This window comes from Natrarchaeobius versutus, assembly GCF_041205745.1.
Taxonomy (GTDB): domain Archaea; phylum Halobacteriota; class Halobacteria; order Halobacteriales; family Natrialbaceae; genus Natrarchaeobius; species Natrarchaeobius versutus.
Genome location: NZ_JBGFCC010000001.1, coordinates 500,247 through 520,304 on the forward strand (window position 1 = coordinate 500,247; position 20,058 = coordinate 520,304).

The 20,058-nt window shown below is 62.4% G+C and carries 15 protein-coding genes and 1 pseudogene; 7 read left to right on the forward strand and 9 right to left on the reverse strand.

The window, feature by feature from the left end:
• Positions 1-465: 465 nt before the first annotated feature.
• The gene (locus AB7C87_RS02535; RefSeq protein ID WP_369728374.1) at positions 466-1,827 is read right to left on the reverse strand and encodes an Nramp family divalent metal transporter; all 1,362 of its coding nucleotides are present in this window, start codon (positions 1,825-1,827) and stop codon (positions 466-468) included.
• Positions 1,828-1,998: 171 nt separating this feature from the next.
• On the reverse strand, positions 1,999-2,706 hold the full coding sequence (locus AB7C87_RS02540; protein WP_369727830.1) for an MBL fold metallo-hydrolase: 708 nt from the start codon (positions 2,704-2,706) through the stop codon (positions 1,999-2,001).
• A gap of 271 nt (positions 2,707-2,977) precedes the next feature.
• On the opposite strand from AB7C87_RS02540, the gene AB7C87_RS02545 reads away from it, so the two are divergent.
• Complete coding sequence (locus AB7C87_RS02545; RefSeq protein ID WP_369727831.1) at positions 2,978-3,955, forward strand: transcription initiation factor IIB; 978 nt, start codon at positions 2,978-2,980, stop codon at positions 3,953-3,955.
• A gap of 179 nt (positions 3,956-4,134) precedes the next feature.
• On the opposite strand, the gene citE is transcribed toward AB7C87_RS02545, so the two are convergent.
• The 5 genes from citE to glmS form a co-directional block, all read right to left on the reverse strand.
• Entirely contained in the window at positions 4,135-5,187 is a 1,053-nt protein-coding gene (gene citE / locus AB7C87_RS02550; protein WP_369727832.1) for an L-malyl-CoA/beta-methylmalyl-CoA lyase, read from the reverse strand.
• Positions 5,188-5,305: 118 nt separating this feature from the next.
• A complete protein-coding gene (mch, locus tag AB7C87_RS02555; RefSeq protein ID WP_369727833.1) occupies positions 5,306-6,502 on the reverse strand; it encodes a 2-methylfumaryl-CoA hydratase in 1,197 nt (398 codons plus the stop codon).
• Positions 6,495-7,808 (reverse strand): methylaspartate ammonia-lyase, encoded by a 1,314-nt coding sequence (locus AB7C87_RS02560; protein ID WP_369727834.1) that lies wholly within the window; start codon positions 7,806-7,808, stop codon positions 6,495-6,497. The genes mch and AB7C87_RS02560 overlap by 8 nt, the downstream gene beginning before the upstream one ends.
• The gene (locus tag AB7C87_RS02565) at positions 7,809-9,248 is read right to left on the reverse strand and encodes a methylaspartate mutase subunit E (RefSeq protein WP_369727835.1); all 1,440 of its coding nucleotides are present in this window, start codon (positions 9,246-9,248) and stop codon (positions 7,809-7,811) included. It abuts the gene before it with no gap.
• Positions 9,249-9,689, reverse strand: a complete 441-nt coding sequence (gene glmS / locus AB7C87_RS02570; RefSeq protein WP_369727836.1) for a methylaspartate mutase subunit S — start codon at positions 9,687-9,689, stop codon at positions 9,249-9,251.
• A 151-nt stretch (positions 9,690-9,840) separates the two neighbouring features.
• On the opposite strand from glmS, the gene mct reads away from it, so the two are divergent.
• Positions 9,841-11,019 (forward strand): succinyl-CoA:mesaconate CoA-transferase, encoded by a 1,179-nt coding sequence (gene mct / locus AB7C87_RS02575; protein ID WP_369727837.1) that lies wholly within the window; start codon positions 9,841-9,843, stop codon positions 11,017-11,019.
• Between the two features lie 332 nt (positions 11,020-11,351).
• Positions 11,352-12,047: an iron-sulfur cluster repair di-iron protein gene (gene ric / locus AB7C87_RS02580; protein ID WP_369727838.1), complete on the forward strand. Its 696-nt coding sequence runs from the start codon at positions 11,352-11,354 to the stop codon at positions 12,045-12,047.
• Positions 12,048-12,368: 321 nt separating this feature from the next.
• On the opposite strand, the gene AB7C87_RS02585 is transcribed toward ric, so the two are convergent.
• Entirely contained in the window at positions 12,369-12,794 is a 426-nt protein-coding gene (locus tag AB7C87_RS02585) for an HVO_A0114 family putative DNA-binding protein (RefSeq protein WP_369727839.1), read from the reverse strand.
• Positions 12,787-13,068, reverse strand: a complete 282-nt coding sequence (locus AB7C87_RS02590) for a toxin-antitoxin system TumE family protein (protein WP_369727840.1) — start codon at positions 13,066-13,068, stop codon at positions 12,787-12,789. Before AB7C87_RS02590 ends, AB7C87_RS02585 begins: the two co-directional genes overlap by 8 nt.
• Before the next feature lie 171 nt (positions 13,069-13,239).
• Between AB7C87_RS02590 and AB7C87_RS02595 the strand changes: the two genes are divergently transcribed.
• The 4 genes and pseudogenes from AB7C87_RS02595 to AB7C87_RS02610 all read left to right on the forward strand — a co-directional run bounded on the left by AB7C87_RS02595 (position 13,240) and on the right by AB7C87_RS02610 (position 19,076).
• Positions 13,240-13,629, forward strand: a complete 390-nt coding sequence (locus AB7C87_RS02595) for a hemerythrin domain-containing protein (protein WP_369727841.1) — start codon at positions 13,240-13,242, stop codon at positions 13,627-13,629.
• Positions 13,630-14,096: 467 nt separating this feature from the next.
• Positions 14,097-14,441 carry a DUF7344 domain-containing protein gene (locus tag AB7C87_RS02600; protein ID WP_369727842.1) on the forward strand — a complete coding sequence of 115 codons (345 nt, stop codon included), beginning with the start codon at positions 14,097-14,099 and terminating at the stop codon, positions 14,439-14,441.
• 278 nt (positions 14,442-14,719) lie between these two features.
• Positions 14,720-18,846, forward strand: a pseudogene (locus tag AB7C87_RS02605) (Eco57I restriction-modification methylase domain-containing protein).
• 71 nt (positions 18,847-18,917) lie between these two features.
• Positions 18,918-19,076 carry a hypothetical protein gene (locus tag AB7C87_RS02610; protein WP_369727843.1) on the forward strand — a complete coding sequence of 53 codons (159 nt, stop codon included), beginning with the start codon at positions 18,918-18,920 and terminating at the stop codon, positions 19,074-19,076.
• The last annotated feature ends 982 nt before the right edge of the window (positions 19,077-20,058 follow it).

Genomic DNA, 20,058 nt, shown 5'->3' on the forward strand with positions numbered 1-20,058 from the left:
CCGTTATTCATCCCACCCCCCAAATGACGGGTGCTGTCTCAGCCCGTGACCGCATACTCGACCAAACAGTCTGTCCACCCCACCAAACAGTCTGTCCACCCCACCAAACAGTCTGTCCACTACCGGGAGCGCCCCTCTGGCGTATCGGCTACGACACACTCACGCCCCACCCAGCCGTTTTCCTCGAGCGCTCTTCTGTAGGAGATTGTTGATACAGTTCTCCATCAAGGAACTGGAACAGAAATCGATCGTCTGACCGCCCAGCGACCGGGTTCTAGTTTCGGTTAGTTCACCATAGAATCGCAAGACGGCTCTCCATCAACAATGTGCTACACAAGAGGGTCCTCGAAACTGTTTTCTCGCCGTCTGTCGTCGTCGGATCAGCACGTTCAGTTCGACACGTTCAGTTTCACACGTTAATTCGAATGTGGAACCCACCAAACGCGGTTCGGAGCGTAGAAACCGCTAAACGTAGCCAAACTCGTGGGCCGCCCCCATGAGTCCGAAGACGAGGACGACGACCAGGCTGATCGCGTAGTAGGCGACCCACCGCCTCGAGGGCTGGAACCGTTCCGGGAGGTGCGCTCTGACGACGTACCAGTTCGCCGGGTAAAAGAGGATCTCGGTGATCGCGAGGATGGCCGAGATCCAGATGAGGAAGGTAACGGGAACGGCCCCGAGCGTGAGGACGACGCCACAGCTCGCGACGACGATGGCGACGACGACTACCTTTCGAATGCGCTCGGAGTCGAGATCCGGGCGCTCTACGGCCATCGGAATCACGTCGCCAACGGCTCTCGAGGCGCCGTCGAGTAGCGTGATAACCGTCGAGTAGAGCGCGGCGAACGCGCCGAGGACCATCGCGTAGTACGACCACTCGCCAAAGGAGTCGCTCAGGATGGTGCCGATGGCGACCGCGAGGTTCGCGTCCGCCGGCGGGTTCGGGTAGAGGACGTTCGCGGCGAGGACGACCATGGCGACGATGAGGACGAAGCTGAACGCATAGCCGATGTTGAAATCACGGCGGCCGGTCCGGATCCAGGCGGCGATGTACTCGTGGTGAGCCTCGTCTTCGGGATCGAGGCCGCGCTCGCGGAGCTCGCCTGCGCCTTCGCCCTTGGCCATGCTCCAGCTTCCGATGAGGACGCTCGTGCTGAAGCCGGTCGGCGCGAAGCCGGCGGCGGCGGCGAACAGGCCGACGAACACCGGCCCAGTGAGGTCTGGAACGGTAAACGCCGTTCCGACGGCGACGTCGCCCGGCGGCGGTCCGACGAGAACGCCGAGCAGGATCAACAGTCCGAGGGCGATCGTAAAGCCGAGCAGGATCTTTTCTAAGAGTCCGTACCGGGTGAACAAGACGAGTGCACCGGCGAGACCGACGAGGGCGACGAACGCCTGCGGGAACGAAAGCGGCGTCAGCGCCTCGACGAACGCCGCGGTGCCCATCCCGACCGCGGCCGTGATCCCGGCGTAGGCGAGGAGAAAGACCGACACGGTGAACCACTGCATCCAGTTGTTCGGTCCCGGCAGGTCGCCGTAGGCTTCGACCGGGTTCCCACCGACGCCGTAGTTGTACCGAATGCCCAGCTCCCAGGCGCCGTACTTCGCGAGGTAGATGAGCGCGAACATCCAGACGGCGAACAGGCCGAACGTTCCGCCGAGCGTCGGCGCGAGGACGATGTGACTGGCGCCGATACCGATCAGTGCCCACAGCATCGAGGGTCCGAAGTGATTCTTGAAGAATCCGCGCCAGTCAGTCGACGGATACGTCAGCTCGGACGGGCGGGCCTCACTCCCGGTTCCGGCCTCACCGGCCACGCCTAACACCTGCTCGAGCAACGTTCCCTGTCGTCACATCGGCCGTCGAGATTCCCCGCTTCGAGTGCGGAGTCACGTGATACATGAGATTCGTGCTGAAATTAGCGAGACTTCACTTATACGTTCCTTGCTCGAGCGACGAGACATCCCTATGCCCAGTGGAACGAGACCGGGTGAGCGTCAGTCGCCGTCGAGAACCACGGGGACGCCGCGGTTGGCGACGTCGACGACGAACGCGTCGGCGTCCGCTTGGATCTCCGCGAAGGTGTCGTAGTGGACCGGCAGGATGAGGTCGGGTTCGATTTCTTCTGAGAGTGCGGCGGCCTCGCGTCGATCCATCGTGAACGTCCCGCCGATCGGCGGCACGAAGACGTCGACGTCGAGCTCTTCGTGAAACGCCAGTACGTCGGTGTCGCCTGGCCAAAACACACAGATTCCGTCGACGGTGACGCCGAATCCACAGCCCGTTCCTTCAGGGTGGTAGGGCCTCCCGCGTTCGTCGGTGTGTCGACCGGCTGGATCGTTGTACGCCGGGGTAGTGAACAGATCGAGCGGGCCGAGGACGAACGACTCGTCGGCCCGAACGCGTTCGACGACGAACGGGAGCGCTTCGGGCGCCTCGTCGACGCGATCGATCTCGCCCGCGTCGATCGATTCGTGGACGACGACGATCGCGTCCTCGTGGGCCACCCGGCGGATCGACTCTGGATCGTAGTGGTGTGCGTGTGAGACGAGGATTAGATCACCGTCTCGAGCATCGTAGCCGTCCAACACGCCGTACTCCTCGGGACCAGGGTCGACGTAGATGACGGCGCCAGTGTGGCCCTCGAGGCGAACCGTCGCGAGTCCGAACCAGTCGATCGTCACCGCGCCGAAACGAACGGTCATGGTCGCCGGTTCGCCATGGACGGTCGAAAAGCGTTCGGCTCGGAGCCGGTACTCGACGGATTGACGACGGGTACGTACGGAAATCCCGCCGGTCAGAAACGTTCACGATTATTCGGTGTATACCGGAACATATATAACAGCAATTCCGATCAGTTTATAAACTGGGCGAAAGGTTTAAATGGCTTACGGCCTTACCATACGTTAGCCGAGGCGACCGGGTTTCTTCTGGTTCCCCCCACCCGGGAGTCCCGAGTAACTCACCCGATACACCATGACCGATACACGCATTCGAACCTATTCAAACGAACGGGAAGCAGAGGACGAAGAAACGACAACGCGATCGACGGAACGAGAACAGTGCCCGGAGTGTGGCGGACGACTCATCAGCGACACCGAACACGCCGAAACCGTCTGTGAAGACTGTGGTCTCGTCGTCGAGGAAGACGAGATCGACCGCGGCCCCGAATGGCGTGCGTTCGACGCCGCCGAGAAAGACGAGAAGAGCCGCGTCGGTGCGCCGACGACCAACATGATGCACGACCAGGGACTCAGCACGAACATCGGCTGGCAGAACAAAGACGCCTACGGCAAGGCCCTCTCGAGTCGCCAGCGCCAGAAGATGCAACGGCTTCGCACCTGGAACGAGCGCTTCCGAACGCGAGACAGCAAAGAGCGCAACTTAAAACAGGCACTCGGCGAGATCGATCGCATGGCCAGCGCGCTGGGCCTCCCCGAGAACGTCCGGGAAACTGCAAGCGTCATCTATCGGCGCGCACTCGAGGAGGATCTCCTGCCGGGGCGATCGATCGAGGGTGTCGCGACCTCGGCGCTGTACGCCGCCGCTCGCCAAGCGGGCACCCCGCGAAGCCTCGACGAGATATCGGCCGTCTCCCGCGTCGACAAGATGGAGCTGACCCGCACCTACCGGTACGTGATCCGGGAACTCGGCCTCGAGGTCCAGCCGGCCGACCCCGAGAGCTACGTCCCGCGGTTCGTCAGCGACCTCGACCTCTCGGACGAGACCGAGCGCATGGCCCGCGAACTGCTCGACTCGGCCCGCACGGAGGGAGTCCACAGCGGCAAGTCGCCGGTCGGCCTCGCCGCCGCCGGCGTCTACGCCGCCGCACTGCTGACCAACGAGAAGGTCACCCAAAACGAGGTCAGCGAGGTCGCCAGCATCTCCGAAGTGACGATCCGCAACCGCTACAAGGAACTGCTCGAGGCTTCGGATACGGCGGCACCCGCGTGAACCTCCGCTCTTTTCTCACCGGCCGCTCGTAACTGACGATTTCGTTTACCCCGCCTCGAGTTGGGTCGACGACGAACCGTCCGGCCGCGAGTCACTCGTACCTCGAGTTGGGTCGACGACGAACCGTCCGGCCGCGAGTCACTCGTACCTCGAGTCGACGCTTTCTTCCCTCGAGTCACTCACTCGTCGTAGCGTAGTTCGAGGTCGAGTGACCGACGGAGCAGTTCGTCGTCGTAGTAGTCGTCGGTCTGTTCTGGCCGCGTCCGGTGGATCGCACGCACCGTCCGGATCGTGTTCCGGAACACTTTGAACGTCGCCTCGTCGACCATCTGGCCGTCGATGGTGACCGCGCCGGTCCCCTCGCGTTTGGCCTCGTCGAACCGCTCGATTCGGTCCACGTCGCGTTCGAGTTCCGCGGGCGTCGGCATATGGATGGTGTTGGCCTGGACCGTCTGTTTCGGGTAGAGCGACCAGGAGCCGTCGAGGCCGAGTCGGGCTTCGTGTTCGACCTGGTCGGCGTAGCCCTCGGCGTTGTAGTAGGTCAACCCGGCACGTTCGGTGAACAGGTCGTCGAACGGGCCACCGATCGCGAGCAGGTCCGTGGCGCTGGCTTCGTTCGAGAGTGCCTCGAGCAGGCCGTTCCAGCGCGGCCGGCCGTCGCCGAGGTCGCGGCCGCCGAGTTCGGCGGTGTAGTCGACGGGGCCGAAGACGAGCGCGCCGAGTCGCGAGTTCTCGCCGAATCTCGCGATCTCGCGCAGATCCGAGCGGGCACGTCCCGTCTCGACGATCACCGCGAGTTCGATTTCGCCCTCGTCGTAGCCGTGGGTCGTCTCGGCCTCCGCGACGACCGCCGCGGCGCGTTCGACGTCCTCGAGTCGTCCCACTTTCGGGACGACGACGCCGTCGATCTCGTCGCCGAGCTCGCTCACGAGGCGGTCAATCTGGTGGCGTCCGTTCTCGCGGTACGTTCGATCGGCGTAACTCCACTCGACGCGGGGCCAGATCTCGCCCGCGAACTCCGCTTGCGGGACTTCCTCGAGGACGTTCTCGAGTCCCTCCGCCTTCGCGTCGGGTGCGGTGCCGTCCTCTAAGTCGGGGACGAGCCAGTCGGGGGCTTCGAACCCCTCGGACTCGAGGCCGGAGACGAGGTACTTCGCCGACTCCGCTCGGGGGACGGCGGCCGGTGCGGTCTGGAACGTTCGACAGATTCGTGGTTCGGGCGTTGGTGTCATCAGTTGGAGTTTTAGTTTCGTTCGTTTCGGTTATAGCCAACGGTTTTAGTCGTGGCGCCGTTCGTGCGATCCGCTGTCGACCGGCCCTCGAGAACGGAGTGGGTTCCGAGGTCGAAACTCACGACGTCCGCCTCCGTATCTCGGCCGTTCTCGTTCCCGAGTAGACCGGCTCGTGGCGCTGGTTGAACGCGACGTGCTGGAAGCGAACCGTTCCGGCCCGGTCGTCCGAGGCGTCGCCGTCGGCCTCGAGGACGCGGGTGAACGCGTAGACGGTGTCGCCGGGCGTCACGAAGTCGTGGAACGTCTCGTCGTCGAAGCCGACCTCGCGCCACGTTCGTTCGTCCGAGCGAGCGTGTCCCAGCGCGGTCGAACGGGTGACGTCGCCGTAGCTGACGACGTCGCCCGAAGGGGCATCCGCCATGACGTCCGCGTTGTGGTGCTGTCCTGCCGTGTTGAGCGTCGCAAGCGGCAACGCCGCGACGGTGACGTCGTCCTGGGTTCGCCCGCGTTCGTGTCGGTAGGCGACGGCGGCGTCGCGGCCGCTCGCCGCCTCGAGTGCCTCCACGAAGTCCTCGAAGAACCCGCCCTCGGGCGCGAGCAGGTCCGCGGGGAGGCCGTCTTCGTCGGCTGAGAGGCCGCCTTTGGATCCGGGTTCGTCGTCCGCGGCGGGCTCTCCTCCGTCGCCGTTCCTCGCGGATCCGTTCCCGTCGGCGTTCGTGGATCCGCTCCTGTCCGTCTCGACGGGGTCCCGGCGAGGGATCATGTTCGTCCGCTCGTACGTACAGAGAGGTTCGTCAGTCTCGGCGTCCATCCCCCGGGTCCGCCACGTGACGATCCCGTATTCGGGGCGAGAACTCGAGGTCGCAGTCGAGACGACCTCACTCTCGACGCGGAGTTCCGTCCCGGGATAGACGGGTGCTCCAGGAAATCGGAGACCTGTCCGACCGAGGAAGTAGCCGCCTTTCTCGCTCAAGTCCTCGACGGTGATCCCGAGCGTGGCCGCCGTGAGGTAGTCGGGGTGGATGGGCGGCTCGTCGAACCCGCGCGAAAGAGCGGCGTCGGTTCGCCAGTACGCGGGGTCGTGGTTGAGCGTCTGGCTCGTCCAGGCCTCGCTCCCCCACCGGGTGAGCGTCAGGCCGGGATCGTGCTCTAAGACGTCGCCCTCCGCGAACGCCTCGAAGGTGTTTCCCTTCGATCTAGTTTCGGCGCGTTCGAGGACTCGAGCGAACGTGTCGGGGTCGGTCCACTCGACGGACTCGCATCGGTTTCGGGCTCCGTGTTCGCCGTTGCCGTTCGAGCGCGGCCCCTCAGTCATCGGCGCTCACCTCGCCGGAGTCGCGGTCGGGTTCCGTGCCGGCCGTCCCATTGGCGTTCGTCCGGTCGGCCCCACGGTTGCGCCGTGCGACCGTTCGTCGCATCTCGTTTTCGACGATCATGTACCCCTCGTCGAACCCCATGCCGGGTTTCGCGAGCGTCTGGGCGGCGTCGGTCGCGAGCGCGAGGTGGGCACACGCTCGCGCCGAAGTCGCGGTCTCGTTGCAGGTTCCGCCGAGGTAGGCCTCCGTGTCGGTTCCCTCGCAGTAGCGGACGGCTCGTCCGCTTCGATGGATCCCGCCGAGGTCGGGCGTCTTCACCTGCACGAGGTCGGCCGCGCCGGCGTCGACGAACGCTTGCACGTCCGCGAGGGTGTTACACCACTCGTCGGCGACGATGGGGACGTCGACGCCGGCTTCGGAGAGTCCGTCCCGGAGTTCGGCCATCGCATCGATCTGTTCCTCGCGGCTCCCGGCGTCTATCGGCCCCTCGATCTGCATCGGGAACGGCGCCGCGGCCTCCTCGAGCGCGTAGAAGTAGTCGACCACCTCGGTTCGGTCGTACGGCGGCCCGAACAGGTCGCCGATCGTCCCGTAGACGTCGACGTGGAACCTGGGCTCGTAGCCTTCGGATCCGAGTTCCAGCGTCCGCCCGGCGAGCCAGCCGACGTACTCGAGCAGCCCCTCCCCGTCCGGGCCGAGCTTCTCGGCGCTGTTGATCAGGCCGTGGGGGAGGACCGGCACGCCCTTGACGATCATCTTCTCGGCGTTGGCGTAGCGGTCGTCGCCGGACTGGCCGAAGACCGGGATGGGATCGGTTGCGGGCTCGGTCTCGAGGGCGTCGGCGAGGACGTCCGTTTGGGTCGTCCCCTCGGCGCGGGCCGCGGCCGAAAGAAGTGCCTGCGAGACGCCGTAGCGGATGGCCGTGTGGAGTCGCCTCCCGTCGATCCGGAGGCGTTCGATCGCCTGGGCGTTCTCGAGGAACTGTCCCGCGTCGCGCCCGCGGAGCTCGTCGGCGACCGGCCCCCTCAGGACGGGTGCGTACTCGTCGGCCCGAAAGAGCGGATCGCGCCCGCCCGCGCCGGAGTACTGGACAGCGGCGCAGTCGCCCCGTGTGAGAGTGCCATCCGCAAGTTCGACGTCGACGATCAGCGCCTCGCCGGCCTGACGAATCGACTCGAAACCGTCGGTGACGGGCTCGCCGTCGTAGACGAAGCCGTCCGAGTTCGCGCCGCGTTTGATCGCCCGCTGGTCGTCCGCGAAGAAGCCGGCGTAACCCGGCGTCGCGTAGATCGCCTCGATCTCCATCTACGCGTCACCTCGCGGCTCCGGGCGGCCGATGAGCTTGCCCTCGCTGATCGCGTCGACGTCGTCGGCGACCATTCGGAACGACCGGTCGCGGCCCTCGGTGTCGGCGCGCTGGGAGAGGCGGGCCTGGTGGATCTCTTTGATCTCGTCGTCCATCGCTAGCTCGCCCCACTCGAGGATCCGAACGCGGCCGTCGTCGTCTCGCGCCGGGAGGACGGCCCCTTTCGCGCTGTCGCTCGGGGCGAAGGGGACGTCGAGGGCTCCGGAGTCGAACGCTTCGAGCGTTCCCCGGACGACGTCGCCGTTGCCCGCCTCGAGGACGGCCTCGAGGAGGTGGCGGGTCTCGCGTTCGATCAGGTCCTGTTCTCGGTCGATGCCGTCGATGTCGATGTCCTGTTCGATTGCCATATCGATAACCTGCCTCGTGGTGCGGAGCCCCGCGGCGTTGGCCTCCTTCGTGGGCACGCCCTGGAACTCCTGGGGGGATTTGGTGATCACCTTGTCGGGCTGTGCGATGGCGGCGGTCAGCCCGCCGAGGCCGATAACGCCGTTCGCGCGGGCCTCGTCCGGCGGGAAGCCGCCCATCCACTCGTGAAAGACCGTCGTGACGCAGACCTCGTCGGGGAGGTACTCCTCGCCCAGCTTCTTCAGGGCGTTCAGGGCGGCGACGTCCTGGACGACGTTGCCGACCTGTCCGTAGCCGAGCGTCAACGACCGCACGCCCTGCGTGGCCGCGAGTTTCCCCTCGATCAGCATGATCACGATGGCGATCGACGGGGGGACGAGCGTGCCGGTGAGGGGACCGAACGGCTCGCGGTTGATCCGGACGCCGCGTTCCGTGTACGCGCCCGCCAGCCGGTCGACGAACTGCCAGTTCTCGATCGTCTCCGCGAGGCCGTGACGGTTGGTGTAGGGAATGTTGTAGGAGATCGGCCCGCCCTCGAAGCTCTGGAAGCCGCCCGCGAAGGTGATCGCCGCGAGCAGGCGGGCGTCGGGCGTTCCGTGTCGAACCTCGATCGGTGCGTCGATCGCGTCGATCAGTTCGCGACAGCCGTCGACGCCGTGGTTCACCGCGGGAAACCCGTTGAGCGTATCCTCGTCGGTCTCGCGGGCGTTCTCGAGACCCTTCCGGGCTTTCTCGTAGGCGTTGTCGCGCGTGTAGGAGTCGATCGTGGTCGGAAGGAGGTCGGCTCCGCCCGACTCGTGGAGATACTCGAGGAGGTCGATCTGATCCTCGAGGCGCGGAACGCCGGCTCGAGGCTGGAGCAGTGGGATCTCCGCAGACTCGAGAACGTCGGCGAAGCGCTTGCGCCTCGGGAGCGATTCGTGGTAGGCCACGGCGTCTTCGAAGTCGACGGCGGCACCTGTCGGCCACTCGCCCCTGATCGTCTCGTCGAGACGCCGTAGCTCGTCGGACGGCAATCGTTGGTCCCGAATCATCTACGTGTTAGCCGTCACCCGGTCGGTTTCGGGCGGTGTGATCCGGAGGTCTCGACGAAGCGCTGCGATCGCCTCCTCGGGGTCGGTCTCGGAGTCGAAAACCCGATCGAAGCCGAGTTCCTCGAACGTCTCTCGGGTCCGCTCCCAGTCGTCCTGGCCGACCGCGAGGTTGCCGCCGATGTAGGTGACGGCGTCGACCTCGGCCGCCTCCAAGACGTCGTGAAAGCCCCGACAGTCCTGTTTGGCGTGGCCGTACAGCGAGGAGACCAGTACGGCCCCGGCGTCGTGTGCTACGGCTGCCTCGGCGAACTCCTCCTGGGAGGTCTGGACGCCGAGGTTGACGACGTCGAAGCCTGCTGTACTGAACGCCTGCTCTAGGATCGTGATCCCGACGACGTGCGCGTCGGAGCCGATCACGCCGAGAACGACCGTGTTCGACATGCATTTTCGACCCACGTGGAAGCGGGTGATAAACTTAATGATCTTCCATGATAATATTCTTTAATTGCGTTTAGCGAGCGGGTGTGGCATACAGCCACAAATATAATAATTAATCATAATAGTTTTGTAGCCACGTCGGGTGCCCCGAGCCATGGGTGCGCTCTCGAACCTGCGCGTGTTGGATCTGACACAGGTGCTCGCCGGCCCGTACTGTACGATGTTGCTCGCGGACATGGGCGCGGACGTCGTAAAGATCGAGCGACCCGGCGGGGACCTCATCCGGTCGAACCCGCCGTATGCCGTGGATGGTGACAGCGAAGCCTACGGCGGCTACTTCCAGAGCGTCAACCGCGGGAAGCGAAGCGTCGAACTCGACTTCGGCGACGACGCCGACCGCGAGGCGTTTCTCTCGCTGGTCGAGGCGGCCGACGTGGTCGTCGAGAACTACCGCGCGGGGACGATGGAGAAGTACGACCTCGACTACGAGACGCTCGTCGAGCGTAATCCGGGGCTCGTCTACTCGTCCATCCGCGGGTTCGGCGATCCGCGCACGGGCGAGACGGATCGGCAAGGACAGCCCTCCTTCGACCTCGTCGCACAGGCGCTCGGCGGCGTGATGGAGATCACCGGCCACCCGGACGGGCCGCCGACGAAAGTCGGCCCCGGCATCGGCGACCTCTTTACCGCGACGCTCAACTGCATCGGCATCCTCGCGGCGATCAACCACCGCGAGCGTACCGGCGAGGGCCAGTACGTCGACACCGGGATGTACGACGCGATGATCAGCCTCACCGAGCGGGCGATCTACCAACACTCCTACACGGGCGAGGCGCCAACCCGACGGGGCAACGCCCACCCCACGCTGTTTCCCTACGACGCCTTCGAAACCGCCGACGGCTACGCCGTGATCGCCGCCTTCGGCTCCAACCACTGGCGGGGCCTCTGTAGGGCGATGGACCGCCCGGACCTCGCCGCGGCCTACCCCACCGCGGCCGATCGCCTCGAGGCGCGCGAGCACCTCCGAGACGAGATCGCCGCGTGGGCCGAGGGCCTCGAGACCGATCGGCTGGTCGAGACGCTCGAGGGCGCGGTGCCGGTCGCACCGGTCCAGACGACCGACGATATTTTCGCGGACCCACACGTCCGCAAGCGAGAGATGCTCGTCGCCGTGGACCAGCCGGGTGCCGACCGCACGGTCGAGATCGCGGGCAACCCGATCAAGATGACCGAAACGCCGCCCGAACCGCGGGGACGGGCACCGTTGCTCGACGAACACCGCTCGGAAATCCTCGGCGAGCCCGAGAACGTCGAACGGGCGGCCGACGACTGATCCGTATTACTGTGACGGTTTAGCGGTGCAACGGCCGGCCGGGCCGCGGTCGTGCCGGAAACGACTGACAGTAAACCGCCTGGCTCGTCGGTTCCGAACCGATGGCGACGTCGGCGTTCGCTGTGCGGGCCGTACGGAACACGTTCGGGAGAACTGGCTTCCGCCGAGGGACGCTCGTTTCGAACGAGGGAGGCGAGGTTCCCGTCTCGGTGATTCGGTCTCGAGACGGTGCGACGCCACGCCTCGAGCCGCCGTGGTTCGAGGCGTATCGATTCCGCGCCGCGTATCCATTCCACGCCTACCGCGGACCCTCCCCAGGAGATTAGAGAGACATGTCGACAGCAATCGATCCAGAAACCCAGCTCGGAACGCTCGTCAGGGAGAACCCGCAGTTCGCGCCGGTGTTCGAATCGTTCGGCATCGACTACTGCTGTGGCGGGGACGCCGCCCTCTCGCAGGCGTGTACCGAACGCAACCTCGAGGTCGAAACCGTCCTCGAGGCGCTTTCGGCGGCCGAACCCGGCGACGGCGAGGCCGTCCCCGATACGCTCTCGGGGCTCGTCGACGACATCGTCGAGAACCACCACGACTACCTCCGGGCGGAACTCCCGTCACTCGAGCGGGTCGTCCGAAAGGTCACCCGCGTCCACGGAGATACCCACCCCGAACTCCACGGGATCGAATCCGATTTTCTCGACCTGAAAGCCGAGGTCGAAGCCCACATCGTCGACGAGGAGGAGAACGTCTTCCCCGTCGTCGTCGCCCTCGAGGAGGAGTCGTCGGCGGCCAGCTCCGCGGAATTGGTCGAGGCGTTCGACCACCTCGAGGACGAACACGAGGCCGCGGCGTCGCTGCTCGCGGACATTCGGGCGAAAAGCGACGATTACGCGATTCCCGAGGACGCGTGTACGAGCTATCGGAACGTGCTCGACCGACTCGAGATGCTCGAGGGGGACATGCACCGACACGTCCACACGGAGAACAACGTCCTCTTTCCGGAGGCCGAAGCGTTGCTCGAGACGCGGTGATCGGCGGTCCGACGGCGTCTCGAGGGTAGTACAGATTTTCAGAGGATTTCCCGTAAGATCGCCTCTAGCGGTCGTCGCTGAATCGAGACTCGCTGTTGTGCTCCTATAGTAACAACTGAAACGATTTACACACCGCTCGCAGTCATTGTCCGGAGACCGACCCGATTGGGCGGTCTCCGGACGGATTATCGCGAGCGAGTGTGCAATGACTTTCAGTGGCTACTATCTTTCTTTGTAGATGATTGCCGGGTAGGTGATTGTGGTTTCGGATCTCCAACGAGAAAGCGCGCGACAGCACCCTGTTCAACACGGGACTTGACCCTACGCTGATGCACCCCGTCGCTCGCCGTCTTTCGCGGGGGGAAACTGAATCGAGACGTCGATATTGTCGACACCGCCGCGAAGGATCGGCTTTTTGCTCCGGCCACTGGTTTCGAACTCGACGACACCTAACGACTCGAGTTCTTTGAGATTCCGGTGGACTTCCCGATAGTCGCGGTCAACGATCGACGCAGTATCCCGGATACTCTCGGGTTCGTGTTCGGCAATCGCCTCGACGAGTTCGAGATTCGACGTGCGCATAAGACGCTCGACGTCGCCGAACTCCTCGAAGTTCAGAATTCGGCGCACTTCCTGTTCGATTACCTCGCCGCTCTCGCCGGCTTCAGCACGACGCAATCGCTCTCGAGCGGTGTCGCGGTGTTCGTCGGCCTGGCGGAACGTAATTTTGAGCGTGTTTTCAGTCATGGTGTTCGACCTCCTCGATGAACCGGTCCCGGAGTTCCATCATCCCCAGAAACTCGATTTCTTCGACTCCGTCAGGAGTGTGGCGTTCGTGCCGTCCGACCGTCCGATTCTCGTTGTCGTAGCGAAGGATGGTGCCACGGCCATCGACATATCCGTAGTGCAACGAGTAGCGGTATCCGCTCGGATACTGCTCGTCGTCCGTCTCGATGATTTTTCGCCGGATAACCCGGTCTTCGACGCGGTCCTCGGCGTCTTCGATGACCGTGTGGCCCATCCCTGTCCTATGGTATGAATCCCATCAATATAAGTATGGGGTTTGCCCCATAGATGGAGGAGACTATTCGCTCCAGTGTTTGTGTCGGCTTCCTCGAGCCGACTGGCTCCTTCATACGCTTTACTGTCGGTCAGTTCCGGCGCACCCGCGGCCCGGACGGCGGTTGCGACGGTGGACTCGCTGCACTCTTCCACCGAGACTCGTCTCACACGGTTCGACTCACTGCCGGTACATCGGCACAGTAATCCGTGTCAGTCCCACCCGCGGTACTCACAGGTCATTCTCCCCGCTCGCGCCCTCGAGGACGACCCGTCGACGGTCGATTCCGGGGCGCTCTCGGGGGCGTTCGAGCACCTCGAGGACGAACACGAGGCCGCGGCGTCGCTGCTCGCGGACATTCGGGCGAACAGCGACGATTACGCGATTCCCGAGGACGCGTGTACGAGCTATCGGAACGTGCTCGACCGACTCGAGATACTCGAGGGGGACATGCACCGACACGTCCACACGGAGAACAACGTCCTCTTTCCGGAGGCCGAAGCGTTGCTCGAGACGCGGTGATCGGCGGTCCGACGGCGTCTCGAGGGTAGTACGGTCGAGGCGTCTGCTTGGAAGCCAGATCGACAGCGCCGGAGACTCGCATTCGCTTACGGTCCAGTACTCTGTTACCGATGATCAGTTGGACCAGATCGACGAGTATCGGTCAAACGCCACGACGTTCCGTATGAGACGCCGAATCGACACCCAGCGCATCCCTTCATACGGTTGAGCGTGCCATAGAATCGTTCGCAACGATCAGTCGAGATGATGCAGTGGCCGATAGAGAACGTCTCTTTTCATTGGGGTTACACTTATCCGTCTATGGCTCGATGTTCTATTACAGAACCAGTCCACTCACTGTGCCCGGCCCCGATTATGGAGGGGGCGCTTGAACCGGTTTCCGCCGGTCGATCACTAACACCTTGTTCACTTCGCGTGGCAGTCACGCGGGACACACAGTAGATTCCCCAACACGAGCCACGCTACTAATGATTCCTAAAACAACCGAAATCGAACCAGACACCGCCCTTGATGAACTGCTCGAAGTCCTCAGTCACCCATCCCGACGACGCATCCTCTCGACACTCGCCAACCAGAACCCTCGTGACGAAGAAGAGTTTCAGACGGAGGAATTTACGTCCGATAATGACGATCTTGAACAGTTTCTTCTCCAACTTTCCCATCTGCATCTGCCGAAACTGGCTGAAGCAGAGTTCATCGATTGGGATCGTGAGACGAATACCATCACACGTGGATCACGCTTCGAGGAGATTCAGCCCCTTATCACATTGATGCAAGAGCATCAAGATGAGCTACCTGACGGTTGGCCATAACGCTTCCATTGATCCGTTCGCATCTGTACTGATCATTTCGAGATCGGTGTGAAGCTTTCTATGACACGCTATACGGTTTGCTGTAACGATTTACCGGTGCGACCGCAGGATGGGCCGTGGTCGCACCGGAAATGACTGACAGCAGACCGTATCACTCAGCAATTCGAGTTCGAAACGCCACCAGCACCGTTTTGCGCGTCGGCTGTCGGATCGAATCAGACCACACCGCCGAATCGACCAGAGGTTTCTTATCCTGACAATTCGAGGAACCGTGTATCATGAGTCAGGCGACGCTGTCGGATCGACCGTACGCGAACTCGAATCTCTTCTCCGGGCACTATCTCGACGAGCGCGTACAGGATCGCGACGAGTGGGACTGCGACGACGCGGCGCGGGAGGCCATGTCGGAACTGCAGTCGCTTTACGAACTCGAGTCCGGTCTCGTCGACGGTTACAAGGAAGATCCGCTGGTCGACAACTGGATCGACGAAGTGCTCGACGTCCTCGGGTTCGGGACGAACGTCGAGACGACGCTTCCCGGTGGGGGCGGCTACGTCGACGTTTTGCTGTTCGAAGACACCGAAGCACGACGGGACGCGGCCGAGGTCTACCTGAGTAGCGAGGACACGACCGACCTGTTCGACCGCGGGATCGGCCTCGTCGAGGCCAAGCAGTGGGACGCCGATTTTACGACCCGCTTTAGCGAGCGACGGCCCTACCGGAACGCCTCCCACCAGATCAAACACTACCTCGAGCGAACGCCCGAGTCGATCCAGTGGGGCGTGCTCACCAACGGCCGGAAGTGGCGACTCTACGGGACGAAAGACTACGAAACGCAGACGTACTTCGAGGTCGACCTACCCGAATTGCTCGAGCGGGGGAACCTCGAGGCGTTCAAGTACTTCTACGTCTTCTTCCGGCCGGAGGCGTTTCGTGAACGCGGCGGGACGACGTTTCTCGATTCGGTCTGGTCCGAAAGCGAGACGGTCGCACAGGAACTCGGCGAGGACCTCCAGGACAACGTCTTCACCGCCGTCCGCGTCCTCGGGCGCGGGTTCGTCGAGACGAACGACCTCGAGATCGATCCCGACGACGACGCGGCCCTCGAGGAGTTAAAAGAGCAATCGCTGGTACTGTTGTATCGTCTCATGTTCGTCCTCTACGCCGAATCGCGGGGGTTGATCCACCCCGAGGGCGAGGGCCAGAACGCGATCACGGAGTACGAGGAGAACTTCAGCCTCGACGAGCTCCGTCTGGAGATTCACGACGAGATCGGCGAGGTTGACGACGGCTTCACCGACGCCTACAGCGAGTACTCGACGACGATGTGGAGTCGACTCGAGGACCTGTTCCGGTTGATCGACGAGGGTGAGGAAACGCTTGGGATTCCGCCGTACAACGGCGGGTTGTTCAACCGCGAGCGCCACGAGTTTTTGACCGACCACGAGGTGAGCAACCGGTATCTCGCGGAGGTGCTCTACCGGATTTCGACGACCGAAAACGACGAGGGGCGGTACGTGCTGGCCGACTACGCCGACCTGGATACGCGCCACCTCGGGAGCGTCTACGAGGGACTGCTCGAACACCAGTTCCGGATCGCACCCGAGGAGTACGCGGCGGTCGCGGACGACGGCGGGCAGGTCTGGAAGCCCGCGACGGAGGTGACGGTCGCGGAGGCCGTCGAGCGAGTCGACGAGGGCGGGCTGTACGTCGTCAACGACGAGGGTGAGCGCAAGGCGACGGGGGCGTACTACACGCCGGATTACGTGGTCACGTACATCGTCGAGGAGACCGTCGGGCCGCTGGTCGCCGAGATCAAAGCCGACCTCGAGGAGCAGGGATTCGAGCCGGGAACCCACGAGTACCTGGGGGCGTTTTACCGCCGGGTAACGGACCTGAAGATCCTCGATCCGGCGATGGGGAGTGGACACTTCCTGACGCGGGCGACGGAGTACCTCGCCGAGGAGGTGATGACCGAGGTGCGCGAACTCGAGGAGGCGACGGCGTTCGACGAACAGCGGGTGCGCCGTGACGTCGCGAAGGAGTGTATCTACGGCGTCGACTTGAACGGGATGGCGGTCGAACTCGCGAAGCTGTCGATGTGGCTCGAGACGCTGGCGGCGGATCAGCCGCTTGCGTTTCTGGACCACCACCTGAAAGCGGGCAACTCGCTGGTCGGCTCGGACGTGACGGACGTGCTCTCGAGTGAATCTGAAAACGGCGACGGGCAGTTGACGCTCCAGCAGGCGCTTGCGCGAGTGCGCCAGGATACGCTCGAGCACGTCATGGAGCGCATGCAGGAACTCCTCGAGATCGACAACGAGACGCTCGACGACGTCAAGTCGATGGAGGAGATCTACGCCGAGGTTCGGAGCGATCCGTTCTATCAGCGCCTCTTCGAGTTGACGAACGTCCACACGGCCGAACGGTTCGACCTCGACGTTCCCGAAGGGGCCTACGAGCGGATGGCTCGAGCGATCGACGACGAGGACGAGTGGCTCGAGGTGCAAGGCGAAGACTGGTTCCAGACTGCGCAGGTGATGTGCGACGAGGAGGCGTTTTTCCACTGGGAACTCGAGTATCCGGAGGTCTTCTTCGACGACGACGGGGAGAAGCGGGCGGATGCTGGATTCGATGCGGTGGTTGGGAATCCGCCGTATGTTGGTACCAGTTCTCTTGCAGCAACTGAACAGGGTTATTTCGAAACAGAATACGAGTCAGCCACCGGTCGTTGGGATCTGTACCTCTTGTTCACTGAAAAAGGTGTGGAAATATCTTCGGGATATCTATCTTATATACAACCGATAATGTTTATGAGGCGACCATATGGAAAAGGACTACGTACATTCCTATCTGAGAACTCCACGGTTACATCTATTGTAGACTTGTCAGAGATACAGGTTTTTGATGGAGCTACCAATTATACTTGTATTTTCACCGCATATCCACACACAACACAAAGCAAATCATTTCTAGTCAATACACCGTCTTCAGAGAATTTGCCAGACTTGTCTGTGGAAACTATGGAGAGTTATAAACTCAATAACGAAGAGCTTGGGTCAGGACCATGGGATATTATACCACCGCATATTTTACAGCTTATTGAAACCATTCCCGATCATTTTTGTAACTTGGGTGAAATAACAGAAACGATCTCGGAAGGCGTACACACTGGTTGCAATGAGGCGTTCTTCGTCCAAGAAGATGAAGTAGAACGTAAAAGCCTTGAAATGGATTTGATACAACCAGTACTTAAAGGAAAAGACGTAAAACGTTATTCAAGCGTCAAATCTGACTTGTATTGTATCTACCCATATGACGATGATGGAGATGTCTATTCCGAAGAGAGTCTCAAATCCTTGTATCCGAATATATGGCAGCATCTCTGTGAACATCAAGATATGCTGAAAGACAGGACCTACTTGATGGATTCTGATAAAGAATGGTATGAAATCTGGTGTGAGCGTAATCCAGACATATATAAGAACCCCAAAATCTTAACCCCTGATATCGCTGATAGAAATCAGTTCACCATCGATATAGGTAACACAGAACACTATTTTAACACAAAAGTGAAAAGTATACGTCTATCTACAGACTCTGATGAAGAATATTTCGGATTATTAGGTATTCTAAATTCAAGTCTCCTTGAAGTCATTTACCGAGGAATAGCGCCCCCAAAACAAGGAGGATTCCGGTCCTATAAACCAGGGTTTGTTTCACAACTCCGAATTCCCCCCGATATACCCAATAGCGTCATGGAAATGTCTGGGAAATGACAGAGTTGGAACTAAAACGGCAAAATCTAAATCTCTCATTACTTGATTACTTCGGGAAGTATTCTGAGAAGCAATCCCTCTCCGAGATCGGCCTCGCCCAACCCCCAACGGGAGCCGCCGACTCCATCCTCACCGACACCGCCGAGGACCGCGAGAACCTCCGCGTCGGCTCCGTCGAGGTCGTCCGCGAGTCCGACTCGAGTCTCGAGATCCAACTGACCGCACGCTACAAGCCCGAAAACGAAGACGAGTTCGAGACCGACCGCTGGGGGTACACCGAAACCGAGTTCGAACCCGCACTCCGGATTTCGGACCTCACCGAAACCGAAGCCGACCTGATCGAAGCCTTCGTCCCCGTCGCCGTCGAGGAAGCCGGCGGCTTCGCGAACTTCCGCGAGACCGCCACCAAGACCAACTCGCTGGTCGACCGCCTTCGGAAGCTCACCCTCCCCGCCGTCGCAGACGTCGAAGACGGCCTCGAGAGCTACCTCGAAACGAAGGCTCGAGCCGAGGAACTCGAGGAGAAAATCGAGAAGACCGACGACCTAATCGATGAGATCGTGTACGAACTGTACGGGCTGACCGACGAGGAAATCGAGATCGTCGAAGAGGCAGTCGGAGAGTAGCACCCGCGAGCGAGGAACGGAGTGACGAGTGAGCGGCCCTTTTTTGCTCTCTCGCTGAACGAAGTGAAGCGATGGTCAGCGAGAGCGGAGCTCTCGCCGGACAGATTTTTTGCGTGAGCGGTGAGCGAAGCGAACCCGAGCGGAAAAAAGGTGGGACTGAGATCGTGTACGAACTGTACGGGCTGACCGACGAGGAAATCGAGATCGTCGAGGACGCCCTCGAGGACTGACAGCCGCGAGCGACCGAGGGAGGACCGTCTCCGGCTCGCCTCGAGTGATCTCGAACGGGGTCCCCCACTGAGGACGACTCGTGACGATAATCCCAACCGCGAGACGGGTGTCCAACACACCGAAAGCCCCCGGTCGCCTCGAGTCGGGAGCCTCGCTGTGCGCTTCGCTCACTGCGTTCGCTCCAGTGCTTGCGTCGGCTTCCGTCCTCGAGGCGACCGGCCCCTTTCAGTCCCACCCGCGCGCCGCGGCCGGGAACGCGGCTCCGCGCAACGCGCGCGGAGTCGCCTGACTCGGGGGAGGGCAGGCGGCGGAACGGTCCTGGCGGACTGAAAGGGCGAGAGGTGCGTGGCGGCGGAGCCGCCACCCAGCTCGCGCCGTCGGGGAGTCGCTCCGGCGGCCCTATCCGACCGAAGGGAGGATATCCGTCGGAGCGGCCGCGAGCCGCTCGAGGGCTTTCGAAACGTGAGTCACTGCGAGCGAGTCATCTCGAGCAGATGATTCGTATGAAAGTTATTTGAACGGGTTCTTCGAGCAACCGATTCGTCCGATTGGTGGACTCTCGAGACGCGTTTACGGGCCGGACCCGCGTGTGCGATCGAGAGGGTGGGTGGTTTCGAGCGCGAGGTGGTCCCGATCACACCCGGACCCGGCTGGCCGCCGCGACTCGAGTCCGTTACTCGAGTCCCGTCGGGTTATCCAGTCGTCTCAGCCACTCGAGTCGCCACGTCGTGTCGATCGCGCGAGTCCCCCGTCGCACTGATGGCTCGAGTCTCCGTCGCACCGATCGCTCGAGCAATGTTGTCGCACCGATCGCTCGAGCAACGCCCATCGCCGACCCCCAACCGAATCCGTCCTCTCGAGTGAGTCCGAATTCATACCGCGGCCTCGCTCCCGACCGCCGGGACTGGCGAGACGCGCGGACACCCCTACACCGCAGGTTCGGCGACAGTCGCGGCTCATTGGCGAAACAACGGCTCACAC